Origin of the sequence: Geomonas sp., assembly GCF_035254065.1 — a bacterium.
In the GTDB taxonomy this organism is placed as follows: Bacteria; Desulfobacterota; Desulfuromonadia; order Geobacterales; family Geobacteraceae; genus Geomonas.
In genome coordinates this window covers 14,389-31,315 of record NZ_DATFBA010000004.1, presented here as the reverse complement: position 1 = coordinate 31,315, position 16,927 = coordinate 14,389, and the positions used below count along the sequence as shown (strand labels likewise).

Sequence of the window (16,927 nt, the reverse complement as noted above, 5' to 3'; positions counted from 1 at the left end):
GCGGCCGGCAACGGATTTCTCGTAGATCAGCTCCATAGGGCCTCCTTCAAAAGAGCCACCAGCCGGTCGATCTCCGCCTTGGTCCTCTTCTCGGTAACCGTCACCACCAGGGCGTTCTCCATGCCCAGGTCGGGGTAGTAGTCGGCCAGCGGTACCCCGGCGGCGACGCCCGCGGCGAGCAGTTTGGCGACCACTTCGGCGGCCGGTTTCGGCAGCGTGATGGTGAACTCGTTGAAGGTCGCCCCCTCGTTGAGCACGCTCACCCCGTTGATGCCGATCAGCTCGGAGCTCGCGTACTGCGCCTTGTCGTAGTTGAGGGCGGCGAGCGCCTCGAACCCTTTCTTGCCGAGGGCGGCGGTGAACATCAGTCCTCTGAGCGCGCAGAGGCTCTGGTTGCTGCAGATGTTGGAAGTGGCCTTCTGCCTCTTGATGTGCTGCTCGCGCGCCTGCAGGGTGAGCACGTAGCCGCGCTCCCCGTTCTTGTCGACGGTCTCACCCACGATGCGCCCGGGGAGGTTCCTGATGAAGCGCTTCCTGGTGGCGATGAAGCCGAAATAGGGGCCGCCGAAGGAGAGCTTGTTACCCAGGCTCTGCCCCTCGCCCACCGCGATGTCGGCCCCCATCTCCCCGGGAGACTTGACGAGCCCCAGCGCGATCGGGTAGCAGGATACGATCAAGAGCGCCTCGTGCTCGTGCGCCTTGGCCGCCAGCGCCGTGAAATCGTGGACGCTGCCGAAGAAGTTGGGGTTTTGCACGATGACGGCGGCGGTCTCGTCGTCGATGGCCGCCATCAGGGCGTCCAGGTCGGAGCTGCAGCCGTTGGGATTGACCTCCACCACCTTGTCCGACAGGTTGGCGAGGTATCCCTGCACGACCTCCCGGTGCAGCGGGTTCACCGACCTGTCGAGCACTACTGCGTGGCGCCCGGTGACCCTCATCGCCATCAGCGCCGCCTCGGCCAGTGCCGTGCCGCCGTCGTAGAGCGAGGCGTTGGACGACTCCAGCCGCGTCAGCCGGCAGATGGCCGACTGGTATTCGTAGAGGGCCTGCAGGGTACCCTGGGCGCATTCCGGCTGGTACGGGGTGTAGGCGGTGTAGAACTCGGCACGGCAGGAGAGGTGGTCGACGGCGGCGGGGATGAAGTGGTCGTAGAGTCCCCCTCCGATGAAGGATACGATGTCAGTGCCGCCCGAGGCCGCCTTTTCCTGCATGAGCCGCATGAGCTCCAGTTCCGACATCCCCTCGGGAAGGTCGAAGGACTTGGCCCTGAGCGCAGCAGGGATGGAGGAGAACAGCTCGTCGATGCTCTTGGCGCCGATCACCGCCAGCATCTCCTGGATCTCCTCCGGAGTATTGGGGCAGTAACCCATCAGCTTTGTCCCTTGACGAATTCGGCGTAGGCGGCGGCGTCCAAAAGCGAACCGAGCTCGGCAACATCGGTCGCCTGCAACTTGCAGATCCAGCCGGACTCCTCGGCGCTCTCGTTGACCAGCTCCGGCGCGTCCTCGAGCTTCGAGTTGACCTCGACGACCTTCCCGGAGATCGGCGCGTAGATGTCGCTGGCAGCCTTGACCGACTCGATCCCCGCCAGGGTGTCGAACTGCTTCACCGTTTTGCCGACCTGGGGAAGCTCAACGAAGGTGATGTCCCCCAGCTCGTGCGCGGCGTGCTCGCTGATGCCGACCGTAGCGACCGCCCCCTCGACCGAAACCCATTCATGCTCCTTGGTGTAGTGCTTTGCCATCTTGAACCTCCGGGAAGATAGGGTGAAAAAATGTGATCAATTGTCGCGCTGATTTTGCAGGGTGGGCACCGCCCACCATAACGTTGGACTCGCCCAATTGGGCGATGATCTTCCGCAAAGGGTCCCTTCTCCTTCAAGGAGCAGGACAGGATGAGGATGGGGGCGTTCGGCTTGGTACCCCATCCTCACCCCGACCCTCTCCTTGAAGGAGAGGGAGAAGTTGGCTGAGCGGAAGATGGTGAGTGATCAGCCGATTACGAGCGGAGCGAGCCGCCGGAGTAGAAGGGAAGTTCGACCACCTCGGCTTCCATCTCGACCTTCTCGTGCTTGATGGAGAGCTTGGTGCCGAGCGCCGCCGCCTCCGGCTTCACCAGTCCCAGCCCGATCCCGCAGCTCAGCATGGGAGAGAAGGCCCCGCTGGTCACCGTGCCGACCTCGTTCCCCTCGGCGAAGATCTGGTAGTGGTGGCGGGGGGAGCGGCGCGAGGTGGCCTTGAAGGCGATCTTTACCCGGGCGGGCCCCTGCTGCTGCTCGGCGATCAGCGCCTTTTTGCCGATGAACTCCTTCTCCAGGTTGACGAAGGACATCAGGCCGGCGGAAAGAGGCGTGGTGGTCTCGTCGAGGTCGTTACCGTAGAGCGAGTAGCCGACTTCCAGCCTGAGCAGGTCGCGCGCACCCAGTCCGGCCGGCTTCACCCGCGGGTCCTTGAGCAGGAGCTCCCAGAGTTCGGGGATCTTGGAGGAGGGGATGAAGATCTCGTAGCCGAGCTCGCCGGTGTAGCCGGTGCGGCTAACCAGGGCGTCGACGCCCAAGATGGTGGTCTTGATGAATTTGAAGAAGGGTATCTCGCCGATCTGGGGGCCGAAGTGCTCCACCAGGATCTCGCGGGAGAGCGGTCCCTGCAGGTCGACCTTCCCGGTCTGCGCCGAGATGTCGGTGAGCTTGGCGCCGGGCTTCAGCCGGGAGCGGATCACGGAGAAGTCGTTAGTGGTGGTGGCGGCGTTCACCACGATCATCACCTCGTTCTCGGCCAGCCGGAAGACGATCAGGTCGTCGATCACCCCCCCTTTTTCATTGAGCAGGAAACCGTAACGGGAGCGCCCGACCGGGATCGTCTTCACCGAGAAGGTGAACACGTTCTCCAACCCGTCCCCCTCGATGTCCCCCTGGAAGAGGAACTCTCCCATGTGGCAGATGTCGAAGAGGGCGGCCTGCTCCCGGCACCACTTGTGCTCGGCAATGATCCCTTCGTACTGGATCGGCATCAGCCAGCCGCCAAAGGGTGCCATCAGAGCTTTCAGCGCCTCGTGCTGCGCGCGCAGAGGGGTGGCTTTCAGGTCTTCGGTCATTGGTTCCTCCTTGGAAAGAACGGGCAGCTCACTTTAGGAAAAATTCAGACTGCTGTAAACAGAATTTCATCGGCGCCGGCACCTTTTTGCCGGCCATGGCAACTAGCTATAACTTCTTGCCAAAAACGGGATATCTCTATACTCTTATACGGACTCTGGAGGAAGACATGGATACATCGCGTTTGGTGGAGAAGACGGTAGAAACCCTCACACCGTTCGAGACCGCAAACATCATGGACTTTTTGCGGCACCTCACCGTGAAGAGCGCCATCTCCAACCCCTACATCGTGGGCGCCTTCCTGGTGCTGGCCTTCTATGCCGTGGTGAAGCGGTCGAAATTCGTGCTGAGCAGCCTGTTCGCCGCCATCTCCATCCTGCTCCTGATCAGGTACACCATGCCTGCCGAAGGAGACAACCTTTCGGTGAGTACCACAATCCCGTTCGCTTTCGGCGGTTTGGCCATCGGCGCCTTTATCATCTATCTCTACTTCATAAAGACGGAGTAACCCGATTTTGCAGAGAGTAGGCTTTACCTCCACCATCCCCGTTGAGGTGCTGGTCGCGGCAGGCGTTATCCCGGTCGACCTCAACAACATCTTCATCACCCATCCCAACAGTCAGCTGCTGATCGATGACGCCGAACTGGCCGGTTTCCCGAGGAACGTCTGCGCCTGGATCAAGGGGATCTACAGCTCGGTCTTGGTCAGCGGCGTCACCGAGATGATCGCGGTAACCGAGGGGGACTGCAGCTATACCAAGGCGCTCATGGAGGTGCTCTCCCTGCAGGGGGTGCGCGTCTATTCCTTCGCCTATCCTGCCGCCCGCGACGCGGCAGCCCTTCGGATGGAGATCGAGAAGCTGATGAGCCATCTCGGCGTAGGCTGGGACGAGGTGAATCAGGCCAAGAGGCGGCTGGACCGGATCCGGGCCAAGGTGCACGAGATCGACCGGCGCTGCTGGGAGCTGGACCAGGTGACCGGCGAGGAGGACCACTACTTCCAGGTCTGCACCTCCGACCTGAACGGCGACCCGGACGCCTTCGAGGCGGAGGTGGACGCCTTTCTCGCCGAGGCCTCGCTTAGGCCCGCGCGCAAGGAGCGCATCAGGCTTGCCTACCTCGGCGTCCCCCCCATCCTCACCGGGTTGTACGGTTTCCTGGAGAGGCTGGGCGCGCGGGTGGTGTTCAACGAGACCCAGCGTCAGTTTTCCATGCCCTACGGGATCGATGACCTGGTGGAGCAGTACCTCGCCTACACCTATCCCTACGACATCTTCCACCGCATCGAGGACATCTCCCGGGAGATCGAGGCGCGCAGGGTGGACGGCGTCATACACTACGTCCAGTCGTTTTGCTTCAGGCAGATCGAGGACATGGTACTCAGGAAAAGCATCGGGGTCCCCATCCTGACACTGGAGGGGGACAAACCGGGGGATGTCGACGCCAGGACCAAGATCAGGATCGAAGGCTTTCTGGAGCTTTTGGAGGACCGGTAGTGTTAACGCTTCCGGCCGTACTCTCGGCCGGAACTCTCACACAGAGCCTTCGCATCTTCTGTCAGCCACCATGTTCTCAGCTTGAAAATAGTACATTGGCTATAACTGTTGGCAAGCAGCTGCGGTAAATAAAGGCATGCTTGTGAGATCACGCAAGAAAGATGAAAGGAGCAAGTTGGGCCGTTCGTCCTGAGCTTGTCGAAGGACCCGCTGCCAACTTCTTTCGCCAGAACAAGCAATATGAGTTTCACACCCTTCGACAGGCTCAGGGCAAACGGCCATGGGATCTGCGCCAGATGCATCAAGTTCGAAAGAGAGAATGGACGTGACTGAAACGCTAAAGATAGGGATCGATCTTGGGAGCAGGAAGGCGAAGTTCGCCCTCATGCGGGAGCGCGACATCCTCAGGCTTGCCGATCTCGATACCATCGCCTTTTATAAGAAGTACGGCAGCATGGTCGGTGACGAGCTGTCGCTGGACCTCGCCGGAAGCGGCATCTTCACGCCTGAAGAGTTGGCCCAGGCGGCGATCACGGTGACCGGCTACGGCCGCAACAGCATCAACCTGCACGGCGCGCGGGTCATCTCGGAGATCAAGGCCCACGTGGCCGGCGCCCGCACCCAGACCGGCCTGGCCGACTTCACCCTCCTGGACATGGGAGGGCAGGACACCAAGGTGGCCCAGGTGGTGGCCGGCAGGATGGTGGACTTCGTCATGAACGACAAGTGTGCCGCTTCCAGCGGGCGCTACCTGGAGAACATGGCCGCCGTCTTGGAAGTCTCCCTCGATGAGCTCTCCTCGCATGCCGAGGACCCGATCGCGCTGGATGCCACCTGCGGCATCTTCGGCGAGAGCGAGCTGATCGGCCAGATCCTGCGCGGCTATCCCCTTTCCCGGCTCTGTGCCGGGGTCAACCTCACCCTGGTGAAGCGGGTGATGCCGATGCTCAAGCGGTTTCCCTCCAAGAAGCTGGTCATCACCGGCGGCGTCGCGCTCAACCGCGCCATGGTAACGCTTCTCTCCGCCGACTGCGGGATGGACGTGGTCATCCCCGCACATCCCCAGCACAACGGCGCCATCGGCTGCGCCTCGCTTTCCTAGCCCCATTCACGTTTCCTTCAGCAACCCCGCTCCAGCAAGCTTCCATCAACACCCCCTCGCCCCAATAAAGCTCCTCCCCCCGAACGGGGTGAGGCTGGGTAGGGGGAGCTCTGCAGGCACAGGGATGAAGCACCGTCAGCGATTGCAGCGGCAGTTCCCCCTCCCTAACCCTCCCCCTTCGGGAGAGGGGATTGAAAGCTCCTCCACCGAACCTCCTTCGGCGGGGGAGGTTCGGTGGCGAGGGGACCCGGGGGAGGGTAGTGGTTTGGCCGTGGCTCCTGATTTTTCTTGAATTTTGCTCCTCGCGCGGGTAACCTCCCGAAAGTTTATTTTGCGGAGGAAGTCATGCGCGTCAGCAAGAAGGATTGGTTGTTCGTTGCCATCATTGTCGCGGTGGTCGCCATTTTCTGGGCGATCTCCGGCGAGGAGAAGACCAAGCGGGTACCGCTGGACGCCACCCACCAGGCCTCCTACGACCTGTTCAACAAGACCCAGAGCAAGATGGAAGCTGACAAGGGTTGCCCCGCCTGCCACTTCGAAGGCCCCGGCGGCGTCCCCTTCCCGGCCAAGCACCCGGTCAAGCCCCAGGGCGGTCCGATGCGCTGCCTGTTCTGCCACAAACTCAAGGCCGCCGGAGTCCAGCAGAAGTGACCACGCTGAACCTGACCGGGGAGCTGGAGCGGCTGATCCGCGATATCGTCGCCCGCACCCCGGAGTTCCACCACGTAGCCACTGAAAAGCTCCTGGTCTGCGTTTCCTCCGGGCGTCCCAGCCCGGGGGGAAGCCTCGCCAAGATCCATCCCCTGCGCTTCGAGGGCGGGGAGAAGTCGGTCAGACGCAGGCGCGGCCGCAGAGCCGTGCTCTGCACCATGCCCACCATCATGCACCAGGGGGAGGAGATCCTCTACGTGATCTACTTCCTGGTCCCCCGTTTCCTGGAACTCTCCACCCGGGAAAAGCTGATCACCGTCTTCCACGAGCTCTACCACATCTCCCCCGCCTTCGACGGCGACATCAGGCGCTTTCCCGGCCGCAACTACGCCCACGGCTCCTCCACCAAGGCTTACAACGCGCTGATGGGGAGGCTGGTGGACGCCTACCTCGACCAGCTCCCCGACCCCTCCGCCATGCTCTTCTTGGAAGGAAACCTGGCCGAGCTCAGGCGCCGTCACCGCGCCATCGTGGCCCGCCGCCTCCCCGCCCCCCGCATCAGTGTAAGCCCCGCAGGGTAATCATCTCCCTGCTCGGACGTTCCCTCTCCTGAAATACGTCCCCTCGCCCCATTGGCACTACCATTGGCATTGCGGGGCAACCCTCACCCGGCCTTCGGCCACCCTCACCCCTGAAGGGGCGAGGGCTGAGTGGTGAGGAGCTTGCCCTGAAGGGGCGAGGGTATGAGATGTGAGGGAGCAGGATTGATGTATTCTTGACTTTCCCCCTGTGTGCTATAGTGTTGACAGGTACTTAGCTGCCCGCACTGCCGGGGACTGGCTCCGCAGGTGCCTGTCCCCTTAACGCCCTTAACGCCGACCGCTACGCCGAAGAGGCGCCGATCATGCTGAAGCTCGATACCGCCATCATCCAGAAGTTCGACGAGTTGACCGACAAGGCCAAGAAGGTCAACGCGTCCCAGCAGGTGACCGACATCGCCGCCACCGTCGACTCCAAGAAGTTCCAGGAGTGGGCGACCTCGGCCCTCGACCTCCTGCAGAAGGTGTTCGGCGAAAAGAGCAGTTATTACCGAAACTTCAACGCTATCTACTCCAAGATCATCAACATCGTCTACAAGGAAAGCTTCGACAACTGCCGGGCCGTCTTCCTCTCCGCCCGGGAGGAGTACGAGAAGGGGGGGCTGTCCCAGATCCGGCTCTTCTTGGATCATGCCGTGCTGGAGTTTCTGGCCGGGCGCTGTTCGGAATTGCTGCGTCGGGGAGAGAAGGAGACCGCCTGCATCCTTGCCTCGGTGCTCCTGGAGCACGCGCTCCGCTACCTGTGCGGCAGGAAGGGGATCGCCGAGGGGAGCATCGAGCAGATGAACGAGGCGCTCTACGCGGCAAGAGCCTACCAGGTCGGCACCCATCAGAGGATAAAGGACTTGTGCTACATGAAGGAAGACTTCCTGCACTGTCAGGGGGACAAGTACAAGACCGCCGACGTTGATGACATGCTGCGCGGCGTGCAGCGCTTTATTGGCAAAGAGCTGCAGTCGTAATCATACTCTGCTGCGCTCTCCCCTCTTGCTATAATTCTTTTCCGCCTCTATTCCCACCGTCTGCCAACGAAAAAGCTCACATAATTACTTCAGGTTGTGCTATACTTCCCGCCCGCTCTATTCCAGCATTCTTTTGGCGTCCCTTGATCCAGTTTTGAGGACTTCTGTGCCTCTTGCAGTCAGTAGTCCGCGCATTGATTGTGATGTTATTGGTAGGATAGCAACGTCCTGTATTCGGTTAGCCGGGAGCGACGATGAGCGCGAAGAACGAAGCTGACACGAAATCCCCTTCCCATGACACCGACCGGTCCACTCTCTGCGAGCCTGAACTGGCCGCCATCCTCGAGCTGGTCAGAAAAGCCACCGGCCACGATTTCAGCTCCTACAAGACCAACACCATCACCCGCCGCATCGAGCACCGCATGGCGGTCAACGATGCGGGAAGCATCGGCCAGTACCTTGCCCTGGTTCGGGGAAACGAACTGGAGGCGCGCGCGCTCAGCCAGGACATCATGATCGGTGTCACCGGCTTCTTCCGCGACCCCGAGGCCTTTTCGGTGCTCAAGCACCAGGTGATCCCCAGGCTGTTCACCGGCTGCCAGCCGGAGGTGCCGGTGCGCATCTGGCATAGCTGCTGCGCGACCGGCGAGGAGGTCTACTCCACCGCCATGCTGGTCCGGGAATACCTGGAGGAGCAGCGGCTGGACGCCAAGGTGCTGATCTTCGCCACCGACATCGACGAAGAGGCCATCGCCCAGGCCAGAAGCGGCATCTACGAGCGGGCGGTCGCCGAGCAGGTGGGGGGCGAGCGGCTGGCCCATTTCTTCACCCCCCACGAGGGGCATTTCCAGGTGGTGAAGGCGCTCAGGGAAATGGTGGTCTTCGCCCACCACAGCGTGGTCAAGGATCCCCCCTTCTCGCGGCTGGACCTGCTGGTCTGCCGTAACTTCCTCATCTACCTGAACCCCGACATGCAGAGGCGGCTGATCGCCCTGTTCCACCAGTCGCTTAGGCCGGGGGGGATCCTCTTCCTGGGGGCGGCGGAGAGCGTGGAGCGGGCTCCCGAACTGTTCTCGGCGCTGGACAAGAAATGGAAGATCTTCCAGCGCCAGCCGGGGGTGAAAAGGAGCGAGGCCCCCTTCAGCTACCCGGCCGCGCTGCCGGTCCGCTCCCAGCTCACCCGCCTTGCCAAACCGGCCGCCAGCCAGGAGGCCGATCCCGGCGTGCTGGCGGAGAGGCTGCTGGTGCAGCGCTTTGCTCCCCCCTCGGTGATGGTGAACGAGAAGTACGAGGTGGTGCACGTCTGCTCGCCGACCAAGGGGCTCCTGGAGGTCCCCAGCGGCAAGGCGACCCGCGACATCCTGCGCATGGCCAGGGCCGAACTGCGCCCCGCCCTGCGGGCCGCCATCTTCAAGGCCTTCAGCGACCAGCACCGGGTGGAGTTCAAGGGGGTGCGCTTCGTCGAGGAGGGGGCGGAGGTCGCCGTCAACGTGGTGGTGGAACCGGTCGAGGCCCCCCAGGCGGCCGGGAGGCTGGCGCTGGTGGTGTTCCAGCCGGCCCTCCCCCCTCCCGCTCCGGTGAGCGCGGGCTCGCCGGTCGTGGGCGCCGAGGGGCAGGAGGGGGACAACGCGCAACTGGTGCGCCACCTCGAAGAGCAGCTGCGGATCACCCACGAGCAGCTGCAGGCCACCACGGAACAGCTGGAGGCCTGCCACGACGGCTTCCTCTCCGCCAACGAAGAGCTGTTTTCCATCAACGAAGAGTTCCAGTCCGCCAACGAGGAGCTGCAGTCGACCAACGAGGAGCTGGAGACCTCGAAGGAAGAGCTGCAGGCCCTCAACGAGGAGCTCACCACCCTGAACGCCGAGCTGCAGGGGACGGTGGAGGAGTTGAACCAGGCCAACGCCGACATGGAGAACCTCCTCACCAGCTCGGCCACTGCGACCCTGTTCCTGGACACCCGGCTCAACATCAAGGGGTTCACCCCGGCCTTCGCCTCGCTCTTCAACCTGATCAGCTCCGACCTCGGCCGCCCCTTCCGCCACATCGCCGGCAAGATCGACTGGCCCTCCTTCCAAAAGGACGCCCGCTCGGTGCTGGGCGGAGAGCCCTTTTCCGAGCGGGAGGTGGAGACCCTGGACGGGGAGCGCTGTTTTCTCAAGCGTCTGGTCCCCTACTGGACCAAGGACGGCCGCATCGACGGCGTGGTGGTGACCTTCATCGACATCACCGTCCGCAAGCAGATGGAAGAGGCCCTCAAGAAGAGCGAGCAGCGGGTCCGGCTGAAGCTGAAGAGCATCCTCTCCCCGGAGGGTGAACTCGGCAACCTGGAGCTGGGCGACATCCTGGACGTGGCAGGACTGCAGTCGCTGATGGACGACTTCTACAAGCTGACCCGCCTCCCCATGGGCCTTTTGGACATCAAGGGGAAGGTCCTGGTGGGCACCGGCTGGCAGCCTGCCTGCACCGAGTTCCACCGGGCGCATCCCGAGGCGAGCCGCAACTGCCTGGAGAGCGATACCCTGCTCTGCGCAGGGGTGGCGCCGGGCCAGTACAAGATCTACAAGTGCAAGAACAACATGTGGGATGTGGCGACCCCGGTGATGATCGGCGGCCGGGTGTTCGGCAACCTCTTCATGGGGCAGTTCTTCTTCGAGGACGAGCCGGTGGATTACCAGCTGTTCCGCTCCCAGGCCACGCGCTACGGCTTCGACGAGGAGCGCTACCTCGCGGCCATCTCGGCGGTGCCGCGGCTGACCAGGGAGACCCTCAACACCAGCATGAGCTTCTTCACCAAGCTCGCCGACGGCATCTCCCAGCTAAGCTACAGCAACCTCAAGCTCGCCCGCTCTTTAGCCGAGCGCGACCAGCTCATGCAGTCGGTGAAAACGGCCGAGGAGATCCAGCGCCGCTACGAGCTTCTGGCCCAAAACAGCAGGGACATCATCCTGTTCGTGGGGCGCGACGACGGCCGCATCATCGAGGCCAACGCCGCGGCGGTGAAGAGCTACGGGTACAGCCATGAGGAGCTTTTATCGCTCACCATAGGCGACCTGCGGGGGGCGGGGGGGACGCAGGAGATAACCGCCCAGATGGAGGAGGCGGACTCGGGCGGCCTTTCTTTCGAGACCGTCCACCTCAGGAAGGATGGCAGCAGCTTCCCGGTAGAGGTCAGCAGCCAGGCGGCCACCATCGGCGAGACCCGCCTGCTGATCAGCGTGGTTCGCAACGTCACCCGGCGCAAGCAGAGAGAGGCCGAGTTGCGCCAGGCCAAGGAGGTGGCCGAGGCGGCGACCCGGGCCAAGAGCCAGTTCCTCGCCAACATGAGCCACGAGCTCAGGACGCCGATGACCGGTGTGCTCGGCATGCTCGACCTCACCCTCGCCGGCGATCTCGACAAGGACCAGCGGGAATGCATCGCGGCGGCCCACAGGTCGGCCAGTTCCCTGGTGAGGATCCTCAACGACATCCTCGACCTGACCCGGATGGAGATGGACAAGGTTTCCATCGAGGTGCAGCCGTTCTCCATCAGGAAGTGCCTGGAGCACACCGTTCACCTGCTGCTGCCGGCGGCCCGCAGCAAGGGGCTGGAACTCGACCTGCAGCTGGACGGCCGGGTGCCCGACCTGCTGCTGGGGGATCAGACCCGGCTGAGCCAGGTGGTCACCAACCTGGCCAGCAACGCGGTCAAGTTCTGCGACCAGGGAAAGGTGGAGATCAGGATGTCCGCGGAACCAAGGGGCCAGAGGGGGTGGCAGGTCACCTTAAGCGTGACCGATACCGGCATCGGCATCCCTGAGGACAAGAAGCACCTGCTCTTCCAGGTCTTCAGCCAGGTGGACGAGTCGCATTCCCGTTCCTACGGCGGTACCGGCCTCGGGCTGGTGATCAGCAAGGGGATCGTGGAGCGGATGGGTGGGACCATCTCCTTCACCAGCGAGGACGGCAAGGGGAGCACCTTCACCTGCAGCATCCCCTTCAAGGCTGCCGCGCCGGCAGAGGAAAGGGCGGGGATCGCCGAGCAGAGCGGCGCCAGCGCAGCCACCGTGCTGGAGGTGGGGGAGGCCGGCATGCCGCGGCTGCTGGTCGCGGAGGATGATCATACCATCCGCGACCTGCTGGGAAGGATGCTGCGGCGCAGAGGCTACCGCGTCGACTTCGCCGTCAGCGGCCAAGGTGCGGTGGAGATGTCGGAGGAGGGAAGCTACGACCTGATCCTGATGGACGTGCAGATGCCCACCATGAACGGATTCGAGGCCACCTCGGCCATCCGCCAGCGCGAGCGGGAACAGGGGGGGCATATCCCCATCATCGCCATGACCGCGCACGCCTTCAAGGAGAGCGAGCGGAGGTGCCTGGCGGTGGGGATGGACGGCTACGTCAGCAAACCGATCGATTTCAAACAGACCCTGCAGACCATCGCAGAGGTGATCCGGAACCCTCCCGGTTCCGGTGCATGAAAGAAGGAGAGTGTAATGACGCCACACATGCAGGCCGGCGAGGCACTGGTCAGGGCCGGCATCATCAGCGCGAGCGCCCTGGAAAAGGCGCTGGCCCGGCAGAAGGAGAGCGGCAAGGGGCTGGGCGCGGTGCTGGCCGAGCTGGGCGTTTTGAAGGAGGAGCACTGGATCGAGGCGATCTCGAAGGCCTTCTGCCTGAAGACGGTCAGCAACATAACCGCCTACAACTTCCCGCCCGAGCTGCTGGCCCTGATCCCGGCGGAGTTCGCCGCCGAGCGCCTGGTGTTCCCGCTCAAGGAGAAGGACGGCATGCTGGCGGTCGCCATCAGCGATCCCTTCGACACCGACACCCTGGAGATCCTGGCCGGCAAGACCTCGCTGAAGATAGTTCCCTTCCTGGCGCGGCGCGCCGACATCGAGGGGGCCATTGAGGCCAAGTACCCCGAGTCGACCGGCGCTCCCGCGGGGCCCAAGGTCCTGGTGGTGGACGATTCCCAGGCTATCGCCTCCATCATCAGGGGGGTGCTGCAGAAGGAGGGGTATCGGGTGTCGGTGGGGCACGACGGGCTGGAGGGACTGAAGCTGGCGGTGGCGGAAAAGCCCGATCTGATCATCACGGACACGGTGATGCCGAGGCTGGACGGCTTCGGCCTGTTGCGGGCGCTCAAGGGTAATCCGGATACCGCCCGCATCCCGCTCATCCTTCTGACCGCCAAGTCGGGGGCCGAGGAGGAGCAGCGGGCCTTGGAGGCGGGATTCCTCGACTTCCTCCCCAAGCCGGTGCAGCCGACCCGGGTGGTTTCCCGGGTAAAGCAGGCGCTGGAGAAAGCGCCTGAATCCCCACAGCGTTAGCTCGTCACTCCATCAACCTTGACCATTGTGCCGAGAGGTCCCATGTCCTCAGTCAATGAAGTAGAAATTGCCGGACGCATCGCGGCTCTGGAAGCGGAACTGGCCGCGGCGCGCGGTGAACTGACCGATGCCCGCGCGGCGCGCCTGGCCGCCCTGGAAAGCGAGGTCGCCACCCTGCGGGACGATTACGACGCGCTCCACGCGGAATACACGCTGATCAACGAGGAACTCTCCTTGCGCAACGCGGAGCTTTTGCAGGTGCGCAGTGAAAAGGAAACAGCCGAGGCGGCAGCCGCTGCCGCCGCCGCGGAGGTGAGGGGACTCAAGGGGGAGTTGGAGCGCCTGCGGGGCTCGCAGCAGGCCGAGGTGCTTTCCATTGCGGCCGAAGTTGCACCGGTCGCCACCGGCGCCGTGACGGCCGCCGCCACTGTCCCGGCCGCCCCGGTCGATGCCCCGCGCGCACAGCCTGCACCGGCACCCGCAGCCATAAGTTCAGTGCCGGCAGCCGTCGAGGAAGGGGCCGATGGCTGGCTGGGCAGGTCAGCCGCGGCCACCGAAGCTGACGTGACCTTCCAGCCGGATCACTCACTGAGCGCCATTCCCTGCGCCTCTGCCGACGACATCATCGAGCTGCGGGTCGCCATCAACGCCATCCGGATCAGCACCGATCGCACCGGCATCCCCCACAAATGCTCCGCCTACATCTGCGGAATCCGGCATGAGGGGGGGAAACGCGTCTACTTAGCCCTCCATGAGATCGACAGCGACCGCACCATCATCTACCTGCCGTCGCGGCAGCCGGTCGAGCAGGAGGATTACGAGAGGGTCGTGGAGAGCGCCATCGTCTTTGCCGAGACCACCGGCTTCATCATCAACCTGGTGTACCTGGGCGGTTCCGCCGAGGACCGCGCCGAGGCTATTCGGCAGATCCCGGTCTTCGGGTTAAAATAACCGACCTCCACCGACTCCGTCCAACTCTCCCTCGCCCCCTCGGGGGAGAGGGCAGGGGTGAGGGCGGGACTGCTCGGCACGTTGAGGCACCCTCACCCGGCCTTCGGCCACCCTCTCCCCTCAAGGGGCGAGGGTATGACAGCTCATCGATGACTGGAAGGTTGGCTTTCAGCCTTCGGGCGCCAGGAAGTACCGGACGATAAACTCCGCCACCTCTACCGGGTCGTTGAGATCCAGCACCGGCACGTCGAGCTCCAGCGGCTCATCGCTGGCCACCGCGATCAGGGTGGGATCATGATTCTCCCCCCGGCAAAGGAGGGTCTCGCTCCTCTCCGCTCTGTGCAGCTCGATCTTGGGCATGCCGCTCTTCTTGAAACCCTCGGTCAGCACGATATCGACATCGCCGAAGTAGGTGGCGATCAGTTCCTCGATGGGGGGCGATTCCTGGTGTTTCTTCACCAGGGCGAGCTTCTCCGGGGAGGAGATCAGCATGGTGTCCGCACCGGCGGCGGTGAGGCGGTAGCTGTCCTTGCCGGGGTGGTCGATATCGAAGCGGTGGGCGTCATGCTTGACCACGCCCAGCCGGTAGCCGCGCGCCTTGAGCTCAACGATCACCTTCTCCAGCAGCGTGGTCTTGCCGGTCCCCGATTTCGCCACGAATGAAACCGCCTTAGTTTGTGCCATAGTAACCATTCTCCTTACCTGTTTTGAATAAAAGCCTTAACCACGAAAGACACGAAATACACGAAAGGTACCAAGGCCTTCGTGCTTTTTTCGTGTCTTTCGTGTCTTTTGTGGTGACGGCCTTTAGTGGTCCGACCCTTTGCAGCTGCAACTGCATCCACACGATTCCCCCCGCGCCTTCCCGAACGCCTCGCGACCCTCCTTCAGGCAGAACCACGAGATTCCCAGCGCGCCGGCGGAGTCGAGCCAGCCGATGCCGGTCAACTGGTAGCCGGCGCTGGAAAGCAGCAGGATGGCCGACAGGTAGAGGCAGACCCTGGTGCAGGCGGCGTCGGCCAGCATGGCCTGCGACCCCAGCGCCGTTCCCACCTTCACCTTCAAGCGCATCAGCAGCCACATGGAAAGGAGGGAAATGCAGGAGATGACGATCCCCCAGAAGGTGGTGGTGGGGGCATGCCCCTGGTAGAGGTCGAGGCCGCCCGAGATGACCAGGCCCGCGGCCAGCAGGTAGAAGCCGCTGCCGGTGATCCTGAGCGCGGTGCGTTCGAAGGTGTCCCGGTCCGCGTTGCCACGCTGCCGCCGCACCATGTGCCAGATCCCCACCCCGGAGATCACCTCCACGAAGGAGTCGAGGCCGAAGCCGAAGAGGGCGAGCGACTCGTCGCCGGCGCCGAACCAGGTCGAGACGACCCCTTCCAGCACGTTGTAGGCGATGGTGAAAAAGGCGAGCGCGGAGGCCGCGCGGTAGAGTTTTTCTCTGGTTGGAAGGTCTGACATTTAGTAACCGCCGGTTGAGGTAGGACATGGATCGGGATAACCGAATATAGCCCTTCCACGTCCGGCAAGTCAACCATGGCAAATTTCGAAAAGCAATCCCCCCTGTCCCCCCTTTATCAAGGGGGAGACCTGATGCGGGGGCCGCCGCGGAGCGGGTCTGCCCAATCTTAACCACTCTCTCCTCGGGAGAGGGCGCGCCATCTCTCCCCCCTTGATAAAGGGGGGCAGGGGGGGATTGCTTTTTTTGGGGGGGAGCGCTCTACTGGCGGGTGCGCAGGTAGTTGATCAGGTGCCAGCGCTCCTCGATGGTCAGCTTGCTGCGGAAGGCGGGCATGCGGCCGAAACCGGCGGTCACGGCGTTGAAGATGACGGAGTCGTCCAAGGCCTGCACCATCTCGTGGTCGAGCGCGGGAGGGGGCGGGTTGAGCTTCAGCCCGACCGGGCCACGCTTGGCAGAGGTGGGGCCGTGACACATGGCACAGTTTATCTCGAAGAGGACCTTCCCCTGTGCCAGGGATGACTCGCTGGCTGGCACCGGGTTTTTCTGCCCGGAGAGCGGCTCGCTCCCTTCTGTGCCGGTGACCGGCACACTTCCTTCCGGCTTGGGGAGCGCCGGTGAGCGGAACGGTTTATAGACGGGCTGGTTGTCCATCCAGAGCGCCGCCGTGAGCAGCGGGGCCGCGGCGACGATTAAAAGCATCCAGCGGGAAGGGGATTTCATGCGTTCACTCCGTTATGGTGCGCAGGGCGCCCGCTTTCATCAAGGCCTCGTCGGCGCGCGCCCTCTGTTCGGTTACCGGCAGTGCGGAGATGGAGCCGATGCACGGCTCGGAGTCGGGTCCCCTGCCGCAGACCACGATCTGGCCGGGAGCGTGGTAGGTGAGCCCGATGCCGATGTAGCCGTCGGCGATGGCCGGGTCGTAGAGGCGTTTCTTGAAGTTGGGAAGCTTCATCTCCAGGAACATCCCCACCATGGTGCCGATGATGGCAAAGAGCATGGTGACCTCGAAGGTGACGATGGCGGCCGGGAAGAGCGAGATGATCGGCTTGTCGCCGGTCCGGACCGGGTAGAGCCAGGCGGTGCCTGCGGCCAGGCCAAAGCCGGCCACAAGCCCCACCAGCGCCGAGGCCACCGTCACCAGCCGGAACCAGCCGTGCGATTTCACCCTGGCCAGGGTCCCTTCCGGGTAGGCCACCGAGCTGTAGGAGGTGATCTGCGACTCCACGAAGCCCAGCCGGATCAACTCCCGCACCGCCCGTCCCGCGCTTTCCACGTCCTGAAATATGGCGAGCGTTTCCATT

General features: G+C 63.4%; 16 protein-coding genes. 9 read left to right on the top strand and 7 right to left on the bottom strand.

Annotation, left to right across the window (positions count from 1 at the left end; translation table 11 throughout):
• Window positions 1-26 precede the first annotated feature (26 nt).
• From gcvPA to gcvT, 3 genes are all read right to left on the bottom strand, one after another.
• Window positions 27-1,370 carry an aminomethyl-transferring glycine dehydrogenase subunit GcvPA gene (gene gcvPA / locus VJ604_RS00260; RefSeq protein WP_324079380.1) on the bottom strand — a complete coding sequence of 448 codons (1,344 nt, stop codon included), beginning with the start codon at window positions 1,368-1,370 and terminating at the stop codon, window positions 27-29.
• Window positions 1,370-1,744 carry a glycine cleavage system protein GcvH gene (gcvH, locus tag VJ604_RS00255; RefSeq protein ID WP_324079379.1) on the bottom strand — a complete coding sequence of 125 codons (375 nt, stop codon included), beginning with the start codon at window positions 1,742-1,744 and terminating at the stop codon, window positions 1,370-1,372. The genes gcvPA and gcvH overlap by 1 nt, the downstream gene beginning before the upstream one ends.
• 254 nt (window positions 1,745-1,998) lie before the next feature.
• Window positions 1,999-3,093: a glycine cleavage system aminomethyltransferase GcvT gene (gene gcvT, locus VJ604_RS00250; RefSeq protein WP_324079378.1), complete on the bottom strand. Its 1,095-nt coding sequence runs from the start codon at window positions 3,091-3,093 to the stop codon at window positions 1,999-2,001.
• A 167-nt stretch (window positions 3,094-3,260) separates the two neighbouring features.
• On the opposite strand from gcvT, the gene VJ604_RS00245 reads away from it, so the two are divergent.
• The 9 genes from VJ604_RS00245 (at window position 3,261) to VJ604_RS00205 (ending at window position 14,164) form a co-directional block, all read left to right on the top strand.
• On the top strand, window positions 3,261-3,599 hold the full coding sequence (locus VJ604_RS00245; protein WP_324079377.1) for a hypothetical protein: 339 nt from the start codon (window positions 3,261-3,263) through the stop codon (window positions 3,597-3,599).
• A 7-nt stretch (window positions 3,600-3,606) separates the two neighbouring features.
• A complete protein-coding gene (locus VJ604_RS00240) occupies window positions 3,607-4,587 on the top strand; it encodes a 2-hydroxyacyl-CoA dehydratase family protein (protein ID WP_324079376.1) in 981 nt (326 codons plus the stop codon).
• Window positions 4,588-4,912: 325 nt separating this feature from the next.
• Complete coding sequence (locus VJ604_RS00235) at window positions 4,913-5,689, top strand: acyl-CoA dehydratase activase (protein ID WP_324079375.1); 777 nt, start codon at window positions 4,913-4,915, stop codon at window positions 5,687-5,689.
• A 345-nt stretch (window positions 5,690-6,034) separates the two neighbouring features.
• Complete coding sequence (locus VJ604_RS00230) at window positions 6,035-6,340, top strand: cytochrome C (protein WP_324079374.1); 306 nt, start codon at window positions 6,035-6,037, stop codon at window positions 6,338-6,340.
• Window positions 6,337-6,921 (top strand): putative metallopeptidase, encoded by a 585-nt coding sequence (locus VJ604_RS00225; protein WP_324079373.1) that lies wholly within the window; start codon window positions 6,337-6,339, stop codon window positions 6,919-6,921. The genes VJ604_RS00230 and VJ604_RS00225 overlap by 4 nt, the downstream gene beginning before the upstream one ends.
• 323 nt (window positions 6,922-7,244) lie before the next feature.
• Entirely contained in the window at window positions 7,245-7,901 is a 657-nt protein-coding gene (locus VJ604_RS00220; RefSeq protein ID WP_324079372.1) for a hypothetical protein, read from the top strand.
• A gap of 254 nt (window positions 7,902-8,155) precedes the next feature.
• Window positions 8,156-12,361, top strand: a complete 4,206-nt coding sequence (locus tag VJ604_RS00215) for a PocR ligand-binding domain-containing protein (RefSeq protein ID WP_324079371.1) — start codon at window positions 8,156-8,158, stop codon at window positions 12,359-12,361.
• A gap of 15 nt (window positions 12,362-12,376) precedes the next feature.
• The gene (locus VJ604_RS00210; RefSeq protein ID WP_324079370.1) at window positions 12,377-13,213 is read left to right on the top strand and encodes a response regulator; all 837 of its coding nucleotides are present in this window, start codon (window positions 12,377-12,379) and stop codon (window positions 13,211-13,213) included.
• Between the two features lie 42 nt (window positions 13,214-13,255).
• Window positions 13,256-14,164 carry a hypothetical protein gene (locus VJ604_RS00205; RefSeq protein WP_324079369.1) on the top strand — a complete coding sequence of 303 codons (909 nt, stop codon included), beginning with the start codon at window positions 13,256-13,258 and terminating at the stop codon, window positions 14,162-14,164.
• 168 nt (window positions 14,165-14,332) lie between these two features.
• On the opposite strand, the gene mobB is transcribed toward VJ604_RS00205, so the two are convergent.
• From mobB to VJ604_RS00185, 4 genes are all read right to left on the bottom strand, one after another.
• The gene (gene mobB, locus VJ604_RS00200) at window positions 14,333-14,848 is read right to left on the bottom strand and encodes a molybdopterin-guanine dinucleotide biosynthesis protein B (RefSeq protein ID WP_324079368.1); all 516 of its coding nucleotides are present in this window, start codon (window positions 14,846-14,848) and stop codon (window positions 14,333-14,335) included.
• 123 nt (window positions 14,849-14,971) lie between these two features.
• Window positions 14,972-15,625 carry a cation efflux transmembrane domain-containing protein gene (locus tag VJ604_RS00195; RefSeq protein WP_324079367.1) on the bottom strand — a complete coding sequence of 218 codons (654 nt, stop codon included), beginning with the start codon at window positions 15,623-15,625 and terminating at the stop codon, window positions 14,972-14,974.
• A gap of 259 nt (window positions 15,626-15,884) precedes the next feature.
• Window positions 15,885-16,346 (bottom strand): c-type cytochrome, encoded by a 462-nt coding sequence (locus VJ604_RS00190; protein WP_324079366.1) that lies wholly within the window; start codon window positions 16,344-16,346, stop codon window positions 15,885-15,887.
• A gap of 4 nt (window positions 16,347-16,350) precedes the next feature.
• On the bottom strand, window positions 16,351-16,926 hold the full coding sequence (locus tag VJ604_RS00185) for a quinol:electron acceptor oxidoreductase subunit ActD (protein WP_324079365.1): 576 nt from the start codon (window positions 16,924-16,926) through the stop codon (window positions 16,351-16,353).
• Window position 16,927: the final 1 nt, after the last annotated feature.

What these genes read in the sequence shown, in the direction of transcription:
- mobB (WP_324079368.1), bottom strand. Translation starts at nt 14,848, where the DNA reads ATGGCACAAACTAAGGCGGTTTCATTCGTGGCGAAATCGGGGACCGGC.
- VJ604_RS00195 (WP_324079367.1), bottom strand. Translation starts at nt 15,625, where the DNA reads ATGTCAGACCTTCCAACCAGAGAAAAACTCTACCGCGCGGCCTCCGCG.
- gcvPA (WP_324079380.1), bottom strand. Translation starts at nt 1,370, where the DNA reads ATGGGTTACTGCCCCAATACTCCGGAGGAGATCCAGGAGATGCTGGCG.
- VJ604_RS00230 (WP_324079374.1), top strand. Translation starts at nt 6,035, where the DNA reads ATGCGCGTCAGCAAGAAGGATTGGTTGTTCGTTGCCATCATTGTCGCG.
- VJ604_RS00185 (WP_324079365.1), bottom strand. Translation starts at nt 16,926, where the DNA reads ATGGAAACGCTCGCCATATTTCAGGACGTGGAAAGCGCGGGACGGGCG.
- gcvH (WP_324079379.1), bottom strand. Translation starts at nt 1,744, where the DNA reads ATGGCAAAGCACTACACCAAGGAGCATGAATGGGTTTCGGTCGAGGGG.
- VJ604_RS00205 (WP_324079369.1), top strand. Translation starts at nt 13,256, where the DNA reads ATGTCCTCAGTCAATGAAGTAGAAATTGCCGGACGCATCGCGGCTCTG.
- gcvT (WP_324079378.1), bottom strand. Translation starts at nt 3,093, where the DNA reads ATGACCGAAGACCTGAAAGCCACCCCTCTGCGCGCGCAGCACGAGGCG.
- VJ604_RS00245 (WP_324079377.1), top strand. Translation starts at nt 3,261, where the DNA reads ATGGATACATCGCGTTTGGTGGAGAAGACGGTAGAAACCCTCACACCG.
- VJ604_RS00220 (WP_324079372.1), top strand. Translation starts at nt 7,245, where the DNA reads ATGCTGAAGCTCGATACCGCCATCATCCAGAAGTTCGACGAGTTGACC.
- VJ604_RS00210 (WP_324079370.1), top strand. Translation starts at nt 12,377, where the DNA reads ATGACGCCACACATGCAGGCCGGCGAGGCACTGGTCAGGGCCGGCATC.
- VJ604_RS00190 (WP_324079366.1), bottom strand. Translation starts at nt 16,346, where the DNA reads ATGAAATCCCCTTCCCGCTGGATGCTTTTAATCGTCGCCGCGGCCCCG.
- VJ604_RS00215 (WP_324079371.1), top strand. Translation starts at nt 8,156, where the DNA reads ATGAGCGCGAAGAACGAAGCTGACACGAAATCCCCTTCCCATGACACC.